This window comes from Modestobacter versicolor, from assembly GCF_014195485.1.
Classification (GTDB): Bacteria; Actinomycetota; Actinomycetes; order Mycobacteriales; family Geodermatophilaceae; genus Modestobacter; species Modestobacter versicolor.
Window position 1 is genome coordinate 2,698,076 of sequence record NZ_JACIBU010000001.1, and the last position, 13,889, is coordinate 2,711,964.

A 13,889-nucleotide genomic window follows, 5' to 3' on the forward strand; every position below is an offset into this window, starting at 1 on the left:
CCGGGAGCGTCTCCCGCTCCCGGGCACCTGCACCGGTCACGTCCCACCGCCGCCCCGGCCCGCTCCGGCCCCCGGGGACGACCGGCCCGCCCGTCCCCGAACCCCCGAGGCCCCGCATGACCATCGCGAGCCAGACCCCGCGCGAGGCGCTGATCGCCGCGCCGCCCGCGGCCACCGCCCCGGCCCCCGACCGCACGCCGCCCAAGCGCCGCACCACGCTCACCCGGAACCGCTGGGGCTACGCCTACGTCGCCCCGTTCTTCCTGGTCTTCGGCGCGTTCAGCCTGTACCCGTTCATCTACACCGCGTGGGTGTCCCTGCACCGCACCAGCCTGTCGAACATCGACGGCGGCACCTGGGTGGGGCTGGAGAACTACCGCAACCTGCTGCAGAGCGAGTTCTTCTGGAACGCCGCCCGCAACACCCTGACGATCGGCATCCTGGCCACGGTCCCCCAGCTGTGCATGGCCCTGGGGCTGGCCCACCTGCTCAACTACAAGCTCCGCGGCCGCACCTTCTTCCGCACCGTGATGCTGATGCCGTACGCGACCAGCATCGCCGCCGCGACCCTCGTCTTCGCCCAGCTGTTCGGCCGCGACTACGGCCTGATCAACACCTTCCTGGAGGCCGTCGGCCTGGAGCGGATCGACTGGGAGGCCGGCACGCTGAGCAGCCAGGTCGCCATCGCGGTCATCGTCACCTGGCGCTGGACCGGCTACAACGCGCTCATCTACCTGGCCGCGATGCAGTCCATCCCCGGCGAGCTCTACGAGGCCGCCGAGATCGACGGCGCCAGCCGGTGGAAGCAGTTCCTGCACGTCACGATCCCGTCGCTGCGACCGACGATCTTGTTCACCATCGTCGTCTCGACCATCGGCGCCGTCCAGCTGTTCGGCGAGCCGCTGCTGTTCGCCGGCAACGGGACGACGTCCGGCGGCTCCTCGGGGCAGTACCAGACGCTCGGCCTGCTGATGTACCAGCAGGGCTGGAGCAACTTCCACATCGGGCAGGCGGCCACCACCGCCTGGGCCATGTTCATGATCATCCTGGTGATCGTGGGGCTGAACGCCGTCATCGGCCGCCTCCGCTCCCGGGCCGACCGGTAGGAGCCCGGCATGGCGACCCTCGCACTCCCCGGCACCGAGACCACCGCGGTCACGCCCGTCGACCGGCCCGAGCGCCGCGGCGGGAAGGGCAGCAAGGCCGGCAAGGCCGGCCCGGTCACCTACACCCTGCTCACGCTGACCGCGCTGGTGTCGATCTTCCCGCTGTACTGGACCCTGGTGGCCGGCTCGCACACCAACGCCGAGCTGGCGGCCAGCACCCCGCCGTTCCTGCCCAACGCCAGCCTGTTCGAGAACTTCCGGCTGGCCCTGGAGCAGGCGCCCATCGGCAAGGCGATCCTCAACTCGATCCTGGTCAGCGGCGCGATCACCGTCGGCACGGTGCTGTTCTGCACGCTCGCCGGGTTCGCCTTCGCCAAGCTGCAGTTCCGCGGCAAGGGGCTGCTGCTGGCGCTGGTGATCGGCACGATGATGGTGCCGACCCAGCTGTCGGTCATCCCGCTGTTCATGATGATCGCCGACCTGCAGTGGGTGAACCAGCTGCAGGCGGTCATCCTGCCCACGCTGGTCAGCGCCTTCGGCGTCTTCTTCATGCGCCAGTTCCTGATCTCCGCGCTGCCCAACGAGCTGCTGGAGGCCGGGCGCGTCGACGGCGCCTCCACCTTCCGCATCTTCTGGTCGATCGTGGTGCCGGTCGCCCGGCCGGCGATGGCGGTGCTGGCGATGCTGACCTTCCTGACCGCCTGGAACGAGTTCTTCTGGCCGATCATCGCGCTGACCACCGCCAACCCGACGGTGCAGGTGGCGCTGGCCGGGCTCGGCTCGGGCTACGTCCCGCAGCAGTCGGTGATCATGGCCGGCACGCTGCTCGGCACGCTGCCCGTCCTGATCGTCTTCACGATCCTGGGCAAGCAGATCGTCGGCGGCATCATGCAGGGCGCGGTGAAGGGATGACCCGCTGCGCACCCCGTCTCCCCCACTCCCCGTTCCTGAGAGGTGCCTGACCATGGCGACCGTGTCCTTCCAGCAGGCCAGCCGGATCTACCCGAAGGCCGAGCGGCCGGCGGTCGACGCGCTGGACCTCGACATCGCCGACGGCGAGTTCCTGGTCCTGGTCGGCCCCTCGGGCTGCGGCAAGTCGACCTCGCTGCGGATGCTCGCCGGGCTGGAGGAGGTCGACTCCGGCTCGGTGCTGATCGGTGACCGCGACGTCACCGACCAGCCGCCCAAGGAGCGGGACATCGCGATGGTGTTCCAGAACTACGCGCTCTACCCGCACATGACCGTCGGGGAGAACATGGGCTTCGCCCTCAAGCTGGCCGGGGTGAAGAAGACCGAGATCGCCGGCCGGGTCGCCGAGGCCGCCAAGATCCTGGACCTGTCGGACTACCTGGACCGCCGCCCCAAGGCGCTGTCCGGTGGGCAGCGGCAGCGGGTGGCGATGGGCCGGGCGATCGTCCGCTCCCCGCAGGTCTTCCTGATGGACGAGCCGCTGTCCAACCTCGACGCCAAGCTGCGGGTGCAGACCCGCACCCAGATCTCGGCGCTGCAGCGCCGCCTGGGCACCACGACCGTCTACGTCACCCACGACCAGGTCGAGGCGATGACCATGGGCGACCGGGTCGCGGTGCTCAAGGACGGCGTCCTGCAGCAGGTCGACACCCCCGGTGCCCTCTACGACCGGCCGGCCAACGTCTTCGTCGCCGGCTTCATCGGCTCCCCGGCGATGAACCTCGTCACCGGGGACGCCGTCGACGGCGGGGTGCGGATCGGCGGTCACGTGCTGCCGGTGCCCCGCGAGCAGCTGACGCGGGCCTCGGCCGGCTCCGGCAAGGTGACCGTGGGCTTCCGGCCGGAGGCGCTGCACCTGGTCGGCGAGGGCCAGGGCGTGCCGGTGGAGGTCAACGTCGTCGAGCAGCTCGGCTCGGACGCCTACCTCTACACCACGCTGGGCACCGGGGACGACGACGTCATGCACACCTCGGACGTCGTCGTCCGCACCGAGCCCCGATCCGCCCCCGCTGCCGGCCAGAAGCTCTGGCTCGGCGTCCGCGAGGGCGACCTGCACGTCTTCGACGCCTCGACGCAGCAGCGCGTCGACTGAGAAGGACCCCACTGCCCCCCACCACTCGCACGCTCGCGGCGGGCCCCTGCAGCGGGGCCACCGCCTCCACCCCTGATCGCTAGGAGCACCCCACCCCCATGACCTCCACCGACGTGCGCCCGGACACCGCCTCCGGGCTCTCCTTCCCGCCCGGCTTCACCTTCGGCGCCGCCACCGCCGCCTACCAGATCGAGGGCGCGGTGGACGTCGACGGACGCGGGCCGTCGATCTGGGACACCTTCAGCCACACCCCCGGCAAGACCTTCCAGGGCCACACCGGCGACGTCGCGGTCGAGCACTACGTCCGCTACCCGCAGGACGTCGCGCTGATGAAGGACCTCGGCCTGGACGCCTACCGGTTCTCCGTCGCCTGGCCGCGGGTGCTCCCGCAGGGCACCGGCGCGGTCGAGCAGCGCGGGCTGGACTTCTACCGCCGGCTGGTCGACGAGCTGCTGGAGAACGGGATCGCCCCGTGGCTGACGCTGTACCACTGGGACCTGCCGCAGGCGCTGCAGGACCGCGGCGGCTGGACCGACCGGGACACCGCGTACCGGTTCGCCGAGTACGCCGGGGTGGTCTACGACGCCCTCGGTGACCGGGTGCCGCACTGGTCGACGCTGAACGAGCCGATGTGCAGCTCGCTGCTGGGTTACATGGCCGGCCAGCACGCCCCCGGCCACCAGGACCCGGTCGAGGCCTCCCGGGCCGTGCACCACCTGCTGCTCGGCCACGGCCTGGCGACCCAGGTGATGCGCGACAAGGGCGCCGACCACCTGGGCATCACGTTGAACTTCACGCCGATGGTCCCGGCGTCCGACTCCGCTGCCGACGTCGACGCCGCCCGCCGCCTCGACGGCCAGCAGAACCGGATGTTCCTGGTGCCGATCGCGACCGGGGAGTACCCGGCCGACGTGGTCGACGACCTGGCCGCCGCCGGTGCGCCGCTGCCGGTGCAGGACGGCGACCTGGAGGTCATCTCCACACCGGTGGACTGGCTGGGCGTCAACTACTACTTCCAGTCGACCGTGCGGGGGCTCAGCGAGCCCAGCGGCAAGCACCCCACGTTCATCGGCGCCGAGAAGGTGGAGGACCTCAAGCCCGAGGGCCCGACCACCACGATGGGCTGGGGCATCAACCCCGAGGCGTTCACCACGCTGCTGCAGTGGATCAGCGGGGTGGCGCCGGGCCTGCCGATGTTCATCACCGAGAACGGCTCGGCCTGGCCGGACGTGGTCTCCGCCGACGGCCAGGTGCACGACCCCGAGCGGGTCGACTACCTGGTGCGGCACCTGGCCGCGATGACCGACGCGGTCGACGCCGGGGCCGACGTCCGGGGCTACTTCGCCTGGTCGCTGCTGGACAACTACGAGTGGGCCCGCGGCTACGAGCAGCGCTTCGGCCTGGTGCACGTCGACTACGAGACCCAGGTGCGGACGCCGAAGGACAGCGCCCGGGTGTACGCCGAGGTGCTCCGCCGGTACAAGGACGGTCAGTGACCTCGACCGACCTCACCGGCCGCCGGGTCCTGCTCACCGGCGCCTCCCGGGGCGTCGGCCGGGCGGTGGCCCGGCGGCTGGTCGCGGCCGGGGCCGACGTGCTCGGCACCGCCCGCGACGAGCAGCTGCTCGACGAGCTGGCCCGGGAGCTGACCGGCGGCCCCGGGACGTTCGTGCCGGTGGTCGCCGACCTCACCGACCCGGCGACGCCGGCCCGGCTGGCCGGGGTCGTCGACCAGCGGTGGGGCGCGCTCGACGTGCTGTTCAGCAACGCCGGGGTGATGCTCGCCCGCGACGAGCGGTTCGAGGACGAGCCGGCCGGGACGCTCGAGGAGACCCTGGCGGTCAACCTGGTGGCCCCGCACCGGCTGGTCATCGCGCTGCTGCCGGCGCTGCGGGGCGGCAAGGAGCCGCGGGTCGTGCACGTCGGCTCCGGCGCCGGCACGATCGACGGGATCGCCGAGCCCGGCATCGCCAGCTACCGGGTGAGCAAGTTCGCGCTCAACGGGCTGGTGCTGGTGCAGGCGGCCCAGCTGCACGGCGAGATCGCGGTCAACGCCTTCGACCCCGGGTGGGTGCGCACCGGGCTGGGCGGCGACGAGGCGCCCGGCACGGTCGAGGAGAGCGCGGACGGTGCGATGGCGCTGCTCGGCGAGCCGGCGTCGGTGACCGGCCGGTTCTTCAAGGACGGCGCAGAGATCCCCTTCTAGTGCTGGACGACGACGTCCGGGAGCGGGCGCTGACCGCGCTGCTGGCCGGTCAGCGGCACTCCTGGGACCAGGGGCTCACGGCCGCCGTGCTCGAGCAGACGGGCGCGGCGGCCGTGCTGCGCCTGGTGGTCGACGACGCGGTCGCCCGGCAGCTGCCCGACGGGCGGCTGGCCGAGCTGGACCCGGCCTGCGCGGTGAACAGCGCAGCGGTCGGCCGGTACGTGGAGCTGCTGGCCGCGCGCAGCGGCGACCCGGCGCTCGCCGCAGCGGCGGCCGCCCAGCGCGCGTGGGTGCTGCGGGCCGCGCCACGGGCGGCCGACGGCACGCTGTTCCACCTGGTCGACCGCCCCGAGGTGTGGGCCGACACCGTGTTCATGGTGGTGCCCTACCTGGCCGCGCTCGGCGAGACCGCCGCCGCGGTCGCCCAGCTGGCCGGGCACCGTCGACGGCTGCGCGACCCGCGCACCGGGCTGTGGTCGGCCCGCTGGGACGAGGCGGCGGGGGCGCCGGCCGACGCCCGCGCGTGGGGCACCGGCAACGGCTGGGTGGTGGCGGGCCTGGCCGCGGCGGTCGGCCGGCTGCCGGGCGAGGCGGGGACGGCGGCCGCCGCGGAGTGCCGCGCGCTGCTGGACGCCTGCCTGGAGCTCCGCCGCCCGGACGGGCTGTTCGGCGACGTGCTCGACGACCCGGCCGGCCCGGCCGACACCGCCGTCGGGTCGATGCTCGCCTGGGCGGCGCTGCTCGGCGCGGGCGAGGGCTGGCTGCCCGCGCGCTACGCCGACGTCGGGGCCGACCTGCTGGCCGCCGTCGCGGACCGGGTCGACGGGCTCGGCCGGGTCACCGGCGCCAGCGCGGCACCGCACTTCGACCGGCCCGGCCACTCCCCCGAGGCCCAGGCCCTGCTGCTGCTCGCCGACTCCGCGCACCGCGCCTGGTGCGACCGGGGCGCCGCGTCCCGCTGACGCGGCGCCCCGGTCGCGGGGCTCAGCGCAGCGGCGGGACCGCGAGCTGGGCCAGCTGCAGCGCCTGCTGCGGGAACCAGGCACCCGCAGCCGGGTCGGTGATCCCGCCCCACTCCGGGTCGGTGGTGCTGCCCGGGACACCCCGGTTGCACTCGCCGTCGGACTGTCCCGGCGTCTTCACCCACAGGTAGGCGTCGACGAGCGGGAACGCCGGGTCCGGCACGGCCTTCGGGCGGGCACCCAGGCCCCGGCCGGGCGGGTTGCACCAGGTCTGCGGGTCCGGGTACGCGGCGCCCGGTGCCGGAGCCCACGGTCCCCGGCCGTTGCGGCTGGTGTCGATGACCACGTGGGCCGTGGGCTCAGCGCCGGCCAGCAGCGCCTCGTACCGCTGGGTGATCCCGAGGGTGTTCGCGGCGGGGTCGGTGGCGGTGTCGCTCCACTGCTGGAACGGGTCGAGCGCGACGCCGGTGAAGCCGTTCGCCGGCCCGCCGTTCCAGTACTGGTTGGGGCACGGGTCGGCGTCGACGCCGTGCACGTAGGTCGCCGGCAGGACGGCGAGGCAGGCGGAGATCCAGGTGCCGTAGTGGGACAGGTTCGGCGTGTACTGGTAGTTCGAGGTGTTCAGCGCCAGGCCCTGGAACTCCGCGACGGCGGCGTCCTGCAGCCGGTCGGCGATGCTGCCGACGTTGTGCCAGGCGGTGTGCCCGGCGTCCAGGTAGACCAGCGCGTTCGGGTTGGCCCGCTCGATGGCCCGCCCGGCGTGGGCGATGTCGGCGAGCCGGCCCTCGTCGGTGGGCGCCGTGCCCTCGGGGTAGGTGCCCGCGGGGCAGTCGCCGGGCATCAGCGCCAGGCCGTCGGGCTCGACGACCACCACGACCTGCTGGCCGCGCGTGAGGCCGGCGGCGAAGCCGTCGACCCACGCGCGGTAGGCCGCGTCGTCGGCCGCGCCGCCGGCGGAGTACTGGGAGCAGTCCCGGCCCGGCACGTTGTAGACGACGAACGTCGGCACGCTGCGGGTCGCCGCGGCCAGCGCCGAGGCCCGGCGCACCTCCTGCCGGACCTCCGCGGGCGTGCCGTCGGTGAACCACGACGCCTGCGGGGTGGCGACCTCGCGGGCGATCAGCCCGGCGTCGCCGAAGCGGTGCGCCCGGGTGAGGTCGACGGCCTGCTGGACAGCGCCGGAGTCGGGGACCGGGGTGGTGAAGCGGGTGCCGGGGGCCAGCGGCGGGGCCTGGGTGGTCGGAGGTGCTGCGGCGGCCGGGCTGCTCAGGGTGAGCTGCCCGAGGGTGAGCGCTGCGGTGACCGCCAGCAGTGCCGCGCGTCCGCGGCGAGGAGTCGAGAACATCGTCGTCCTGTCGTCGGTGGGACCCGTGCACGTCGCCGACGCACGGGCGGGAGCGCTCCCTGCGGTGCGCGTGCCGGTCCTCGGCGGCTGGTCGGTGGTGGATGTGAGAGCGCTTACACCGACCCTGCCCGGCGGATGCCGCGTCTGGCAAGACCCGGTCGTTCCGGAACGGCGTGGCGCGCTGGGAAGACAAGGCGTGTCCGGCGGCTTACAGTGCGCACGTAGTTGAGCCCTCAATCGAGATGAGGCAGCCATGCCCGCCGTGACCGTCGAGGACACCACCACCCTGGCCCGGGTCCCGGTGCCCGAGCCCCGCACGGTCCGCCGGCGAACCCGGTCGGTGACCACCGCGCCGGCGGGCTTCGAGGGCGAGGGCTTCCCGGTCCGCCGCGCCTTCGCCGGTGTCGACCTGCGCGACCTCGACCCGTTCATCCACATGGACCAGATGGGTGAGGTCGAGTACGCCCCGGGTGAGCCGAAGGGCACGTCCTGGCACCCGCACCGCGGCTTCGAGACCGTCACCTACATCATCGACGGCACCTTCGAGCACGCCGACAGCCACGGCGGTGGCGGCACGATCAGCAACGGCGACACCCAGTGGATGACCGCCGGCGGGGGCGTGCTGCACATCGAGCGGCCCCCGGAGGCGCTGGTGCTCTCCGGCGGGCTCTTCCACGGCCTGCAGCTGTGGGTGAACCTGCCCCGCGCGCAGAAGTGGGTCGAGCCGCGCTACCAGGACCTGCGGGCCCGCGAGTCGGTGCTGCTGGCCAGCCCGGACGGCGGCGCCCTGCTCCGGGTCATCGCCGGCGACGTCGGCGGACACCGAGGGCCGGGGTCGACGTACACGCCGATGGCGATGGTGCACGCGACCGTCTCCCCCGGCGCGACCCTCGACCTCCCGTGGCGGCCGGACTTCAACGCGCTGGTCTACGTGCTCTCCGGCAGCGGCGCGGTGGGCATCGACGGCTCCCCGGTGCGCACCGGGCAGCTCGCGGTGCTCGGCCCCGGTGACACCGTGACCCTGCGGGGCACCCGGCCCGGCGACCGGCACGCGCAGTCGCGCACCCCCGACCTGGACGTCGTCGTCCTCGGCGGGCTGCCCATCCGGGAGCCGATCGCCATGTACGGGCCGTTCGTGATGAACACCCGGCAGGAGGTGCTGGACGCCCTCACCGACGCCCAGGCCGGCCGGCTCGGCAGCATCCCGGCCAGCTACGTCGGCGCTGCCGCCGCGCACGGTGACCTGCGCGGCGAGAGCGAGTAGGAACACGCCATGAGCAACCTCGAGCCGCGTCCCGACGCGCACGAGCTCGGCGGGCTGGCGGCGGCCTCGGCCCGCCCCGCGCTGGAACTGCTGCCGGGCAAGGAGGTGCTGCTCGGCGAGGGCACCCGGGTCCGCCGGCTGCTGCCCACCCTCGGGCGGCGGCTGGTGGGCGCCTGGGCCTTCGTCGACCACTACGGCCCTGACGACGTCTGGACCTCGGCCGGCATGGAGGTGCTGCCGCACCCGCACACCGGGCTGCAGACGGTCTCCTGGCTGCTCGACGGCGAGGTGCACCACCGCGACTCGCTCGGCAGCGACGTCGTCGTCAAGCCGCGCGAGCTGGCGCTGATGACCGCGGGGCACGCCATCGCGCACGCCGAGCAGTCACCGGCCCAGCACCCGCGCTTCCTGCACGGCGCCCAGCTGTGGGTGGCCCTGCCGGACGCCGTCCGGGACACCGCCCCGGCGTTCGAGCACCACACGGCCCTGCCCGGTTTCAGCTCGGACGGCGTCAGCGCGACCGTGCTGATGGGCTCGCTCGGCGGTGCGACCTCCCCCGGGACGGCGCACACCCCGCTGGTCGGCGTCGACCTGGCGCTGGACGCCGGCGCCGACGTCGAGCTGCCGCTGGAGCCGGACTTCGAGTACGGGCTGCTGACCGCCTCGGGGTCCGCGGACGTCGAGGGCGTGCCGCTGACCCCGGGCGCGATGCTCTACCTGGGGTCGGGCCGGCGCACGGTGCGGCTGCGCACCGAGGCGCCGGCGGAGCTGCTGCTGCTCGGTGGCGAGCCGTTCGAGGAGCGGATCGTCATGTGGTGGAACTTCGTCGGCCGCTCGGGCGAGGAGATCGCCGAGTTCGCCGAGCAGTGGGCCGAGGGCGACCGGTTCGACGACGTCCCCGGGTTCGACGGCTACCGGCTCGGCGCCCCGGCCCTGCCCCCGCTGCCGCTCAAGCCCCGCGGCCGCGTGCGCTGACCCCCCTCACCCCGAAGATGGCCATCTCCGGGGTCCGCAGACCCCCGGAGATGGTCATCTCCGGGGCGAGCGGGGGCCGGCGGGTCAGCGCAGCGCGTTCCACTCCGCGCGGCGGCGGGCCTGCTCGTCGGGGTCGGGCACCGGCAGCGAGGCGAGCAGCCGCTGGGTGTACGGGTGCTGCGGGGCGCCGAGCACCTCCGCCCCGGTGCCCTCCTCGACCAGCTGCCCGCGGTAGAGGACGGCGATCTTGTCGGCCAGCAGGTCGACGACGGCGAGGTCGTGGCTGATGAACAGCGCCGCGAACCCCAGCTCCTTCTGCAGCTCGTCGAACAGCTCCAGCACCCGGGCCTGCACCGACACGTCGAGGGCCGAGGTCGGCTCGTCGGCGATCAGCAGCTCGGGCTGCAGGGCCAGGCCACGGGCCAGGCTGGCCCGCTGGCGCTGCCCACCGGAGAGCTCGTGCGGGTACCGGTCGCCGAAGGTCCTCGGCAGCTGCACCGCCTCGAGCAGCTCGTCGACCCGGGCGCGGGCGGCCTGCGCGTCCTTGGCCCGCTTGTGCACGATCAGCGGTTCGGCGACCGCCTCGGCGATGGTGAGCAGCGGGTTGAAGCTGGACGCCGGGTCCTGGAAGACGAAGCCGATCCGCTCGCGCACCGGGCGGAAGCTGCGCTCCTTGAAACCGTTCATCTCCGCGCCCAGCACCTGCAGCGAGCCGCCGGTGACCTTGGTCAGCCCGGCGATGGCCCGGCCGATGGTCGTCTTGCCGCTTCCGCTCTCCCCCACCAGGCCGAGCACCTCGCCCGGGCGGATCGCGAAGCTCACGCCGTCGACCGCGGTGAAGTCCGGCCGGCGCATCCGCCCGGGGTAGACGATCCGCAGGTCGCGGGCCTCCACCACCGGCGCTGCCTCGGCCCAGCCGGGCGCGCGGCGCGCCGCCCGCTCCCGGGTGAGCTCGACGCCCTGGCCGAGCCGCGGCACCGCCGCGAGCAGCCGCTGGGTGTACGGGTCCTGCGGGGAGCTGAACAGGGTGCGGACGTCGGCCTGCTCGACGATCTCGCCCTGGTACATGACCGCGACCCGGTCGGCCAGGTCGGCGACGACGCCCATGTTGTGGGTGATCAGCACGATGGCGGCGCCGAAGTCGTCGCGGCAGCGCCGCAGCAGCTCCAGGATCTCCGCCTGGACGGTGACGTCGAGGGCCGTCGTCGGCTCGTCGGCGATGATCACGCCGGGGTCGAGCACGAGCGCCTGGGCGATGACGATGCGCTGCTTCTGACCACCGGAGAACTGGTGCGGGTAGTGGTCGATCCGCTCCTCCGGGTCGGGGATGCCGACCCGGCGCAGCACGTCGATCGCCTTGGCCCGCGCCTCCTTGCGGCTGAGCTTCCCGTGCGCCCGGAGCCCCTCGATGATCTGCCAGCCCACCGGGTAGACGGGGTTGAGCGAGGTCGAGGGCTCCTGGAACACCATCGCGGCGTCCTCGCCGCGCACCTCGCGCAGCGCCGAGCCCCGCAGCGGGACGACGTCCTGCGAGCTGCTGCCGTCCTTGCTGGACAGCACCACGGCCCCGCGCACCCGGGCGGTCTCCGGCAGCAGGCCGAGGATGCTGCGGGCGGTGACGGTCTTGCCGCTGCCGCTCTCCCCGACGATGGCCAGCACCTCGCCGGCCTGCACCTGCAGGGTGACCCCGGTGACGGCGTCGACCGTGCCGGCGTCGGTGGCGAAGGAGATCTGCAGGTCGGTGATGTCGACGACGGCGCTCATGCCAGCGTCCCTTCCGTGTGCACGACCGCTCCACCGGGCTCGACGATGCCGGCCGGCGGCGGCGCGGTGTCCGCGGCCTTGCGGCGGCTGCGCAGCCGGGGGTCGGCGAGGTCGTTGAGGCTCTCCCCGACCAGGGTCAGGCCCAGCACCGTTGCCACGATCGCGGCACCCGGGAAGACCGAGGTCCACCAGATCCCGCTGGTCACGTCGGACAGCGAGCGGTTGAGGTCGAAGCCCCACTCCGCAGCCTCGGTCGGCTGGATGCCGAACCCGAGGAACCCGAGCCCGGCGAGGGTGAGGATCGCCTCGGAGGCGTTGAGCGTGAGGATCAACGGCAGCGTGCGGGTGGCGTTGCGCAGCACGTGCTTGCTCATGATCCGCCAGTTGCTGGCACCGATGACCCGGGCGGACTCGACGAAGGCCTCGGACTTGATCCGCAGCGTCTCGGCGCGCACCACCCGGAAGTACTGCGGGATGAAGACCACCGTGATCGAGATGGCCGCGGCGAAGATGCCGCCCCAGAGGCTGGACTGCCCGCCGCTGATGACGATGGCCACGATGATCGCGAGCAGCAGCGTCGGGAAGGCGTAGACGGCGTCGGCGATGACGACCAGCACCCGGTCCAGCCAGCCACCGAAGTAGCCGGACACCAGGCCGAGCAGGACGCCCAGCACGATCGACAGCAGCACCGCCACGACGATCACGTAGAGCGCCGTCCGGGAACCCCAGATGACCCGGGACAGCACGTCGTAACCGCCGACGGTGGTGCCCAGCAGGTGGTTGCCCGACGGGCTGGCCTGCGCACCGAAGGGACCGTTGGCGTCCCGCAGCTGGCCGTACTCGTAGGGCGCGAGCAGCGGCGCGAAGACGGCGGTGAGCACGAAGACGCCCATCAGCACCAGGCCGGCGACGAGCATGCCGCGCTGCAGGCCGACGCTCTGCCGCAGCTGGTTGACGACCGGCAGCTGGCGCCAGGTGCGGCGCCGCCGGGTGGCGGTGGGAGGGGTGGCAGCGGTGGCCATCTCAGTACCTCACCCGGGGGTCGATGAGCGCGGCGATGACGTCGACGATGAAGTTGGTGACGGCCACGATGACGGCGAGCAGGGCGACGATCCCCTGCACCGCCACGAAGTCGCGGGCCTGCAGGTACTCGGACAGCTGGAAGCCCAGGCCCTTCCACTCGAACGTGGTCTCGGTGAGCACGGCGCCGACCAGCAGCAGCGCGATCTGCAGGCCGATGACGGTGATGATCGGGATCAGCGCCGGGCGGTAGGCGTGCTTGCGCAGCAGCCGCGACTCGCTGACCCCGCGGGAGCGGGCGGCCTCGACGTAGCCGGTGCCCAGGGTGCCGATGACGTTGGTGCGCACCAGCCGGAGGAAGACCCCGGCGGTCAGCAGGCCCAGCGCCACGGCGGGCAGGATCGCGTGCTGCAGCACGTCGGAGATGACCCCGCCGTCACCGGTCTGGATCGCGTCGATGATGGCGATGTTGGTCTGGTGGTCGAGCTGCTGGAGCTGGATCTCCGACCCGGTGGACGAGCGGCCGGCCACCGGCAGCCAGTCCAGCCAGACCGAGAAGACCAGCTTGAGCAGCAGCCCGGCGAAGAAGACCGGGGTGGCGTAGCAGAGGATCGCGAAGACCCGCAGCACGGCGTCGGGGGTCCGGTCGCGGAAGTAGGCGGCGACCATGCCCAGCGGGATCCCCACGATGAACGCGACGACCAGCGCGTAGACGCTCAGCTCCAGGGTGGCGGCGCCGTAGGTCTTCAGCACGTCGGTGACCGGCTGCCGGTCGCTGATCGTGGTGCCGAAGTCGCCGCGCACGATGCCGCCGAGGTAGTCCAGGTACTGGCTGATCAGCGGCCGGTCGTAGCCGGCCTCGCGGATCCGCTCGGCCAGCTGGTCGGCCGGCAACCGGCCGCCGAGGGCGGCGGTGATCGGGTCACCGGTGGACCGCATCAGGAAGAAGACGGTCGTCACCAGGATGAAGATCGTCGGGAAGATCAGCAGGAAGCGGACCAGCAGGTAGCTGCCGAGGCCGCCACCGCCGCCGCGCTTCTTGGGCGCCTCGGGGGCGGTGCCCGCGGAGCCGGTGGCGGGCTCCGTCGTCGTCGTGGTGGTCATCGCTCCCAGTCCATCAGTACGGCTCCTGCGCTCCGTGGGCAGGGCCGGACGTGCGGAGCCCCGGGCGACCCGCGTCTCGCG

General features: G+C 73.3%; 12 protein-coding genes. 8 read left to right on the forward strand and 4 right to left on the reverse strand.

Annotated features, from left to right (window positions below; genetic code table 11):
• The first annotated feature begins 116 nt into the window (after window positions 1–116).
• The 6 genes from FHX36_RS13225 (at window position 117) to FHX36_RS13250 (ending at window position 6,336) form a co-directional block, all read left to right on the forward strand.
• Window positions 117–1,106 carry a carbohydrate ABC transporter permease gene (locus FHX36_RS13225; protein ID WP_110551727.1) on the forward strand — a complete coding sequence of 330 codons (990 nt, stop codon included), beginning with the start codon at window positions 117–119 and terminating at the stop codon, window positions 1,104–1,106.
• A 9-nt stretch (window positions 1,107–1,115) separates the two neighbouring features.
• Window positions 1,116–2,018 (forward strand): carbohydrate ABC transporter permease, encoded by a 903-nt coding sequence (locus tag FHX36_RS13230; protein ID WP_110551728.1) that lies wholly within the window; start codon window positions 1,116–1,118, stop codon window positions 2,016–2,018.
• A 52-nt stretch (window positions 2,019–2,070) separates the two neighbouring features.
• Window positions 2,071–3,168 carry an ABC transporter ATP-binding protein gene (locus FHX36_RS13235; RefSeq protein ID WP_110551729.1) on the forward strand — a complete coding sequence of 366 codons (1,098 nt, stop codon included), beginning with the start codon at window positions 2,071–2,073 and terminating at the stop codon, window positions 3,166–3,168.
• Window positions 3,169–3,266: 98 nt separating this feature from the next.
• Window positions 3,267–4,664, forward strand: coding sequence for a GH1 family beta-glucosidase (locus FHX36_RS13240; protein WP_110551730.1), 1,398 nt, complete (start codon window positions 3,267–3,269; stop codon window positions 4,662–4,664).
• Window positions 4,661–5,374, forward strand: a complete 714-nt coding sequence (locus tag FHX36_RS13245; protein ID WP_110551731.1) for an SDR family NAD(P)-dependent oxidoreductase — start codon at window positions 4,661–4,663, stop codon at window positions 5,372–5,374. Before FHX36_RS13240 ends, FHX36_RS13245 begins: the two co-directional genes overlap by 4 nt.
• A complete protein-coding gene (locus FHX36_RS13250) occupies window positions 5,374–6,336 on the forward strand; it encodes a glycoside hydrolase family 88 protein (protein WP_183513812.1) in 963 nt (320 codons plus the stop codon). Before FHX36_RS13245 ends, FHX36_RS13250 begins: the two co-directional genes overlap by 1 nt.
• Before the next feature lie 22 nt (window positions 6,337–6,358).
• Here the strand turns inward: FHX36_RS13250 and FHX36_RS13255 are convergent, their stop codons facing one another.
• Complete coding sequence (locus tag FHX36_RS13255; protein WP_110552885.1) at window positions 6,359–7,681, reverse strand: glycoside hydrolase family 6 protein; 1,323 nt, start codon at window positions 7,679–7,681, stop codon at window positions 6,359–6,361.
• Window positions 7,682–7,934: 253 nt separating this feature from the next.
• Between FHX36_RS13255 and FHX36_RS13260 the strand changes: the two genes are divergently transcribed.
• Entirely contained in the window at window positions 7,935–8,945 is a 1,011-nt protein-coding gene (locus FHX36_RS13260; protein WP_110552886.1) for a pirin family protein, read from the forward strand.
• Between the two features lie 9 nt (window positions 8,946–8,954).
• Window positions 8,955–9,920, forward strand: a complete 966-nt coding sequence (locus FHX36_RS13265) for a pirin family protein (protein WP_110552887.1) — start codon at window positions 8,955–8,957, stop codon at window positions 9,918–9,920.
• An 84-nt stretch (window positions 9,921–10,004) separates the two neighbouring features.
• Here FHX36_RS13265 and FHX36_RS13270 read toward each other — a convergent pair whose 3' ends face one another.
• Genes FHX36_RS13270 through FHX36_RS13280 form a run of 3 tightly spaced genes read right to left on the reverse strand, consistent with a single transcriptional unit; the run spans window position 10,005 to window position 13,808 of the window.
• Window positions 10,005–11,684 carry a dipeptide ABC transporter ATP-binding protein gene (locus FHX36_RS13270; protein ID WP_110552888.1) on the reverse strand — a complete coding sequence of 560 codons (1,680 nt, stop codon included), beginning with the start codon at window positions 11,682–11,684 and terminating at the stop codon, window positions 10,005–10,007.
• Window positions 11,681–12,706 (reverse strand): ABC transporter permease, encoded by a 1,026-nt coding sequence (locus FHX36_RS13275; protein ID WP_110552889.1) that lies wholly within the window; start codon window positions 12,704–12,706, stop codon window positions 11,681–11,683. The genes FHX36_RS13270 and FHX36_RS13275 overlap by 4 nt, the downstream gene beginning before the upstream one ends.
• Window position 12,707: 1 nt before the next feature.
• Window positions 12,708–13,808, reverse strand: a complete 1,101-nt coding sequence (locus FHX36_RS13280) for an ABC transporter permease (RefSeq protein ID WP_110552890.1) — start codon at window positions 13,806–13,808, stop codon at window positions 12,708–12,710.
• Window positions 13,809–13,889: the final 81 nt, after the last annotated feature.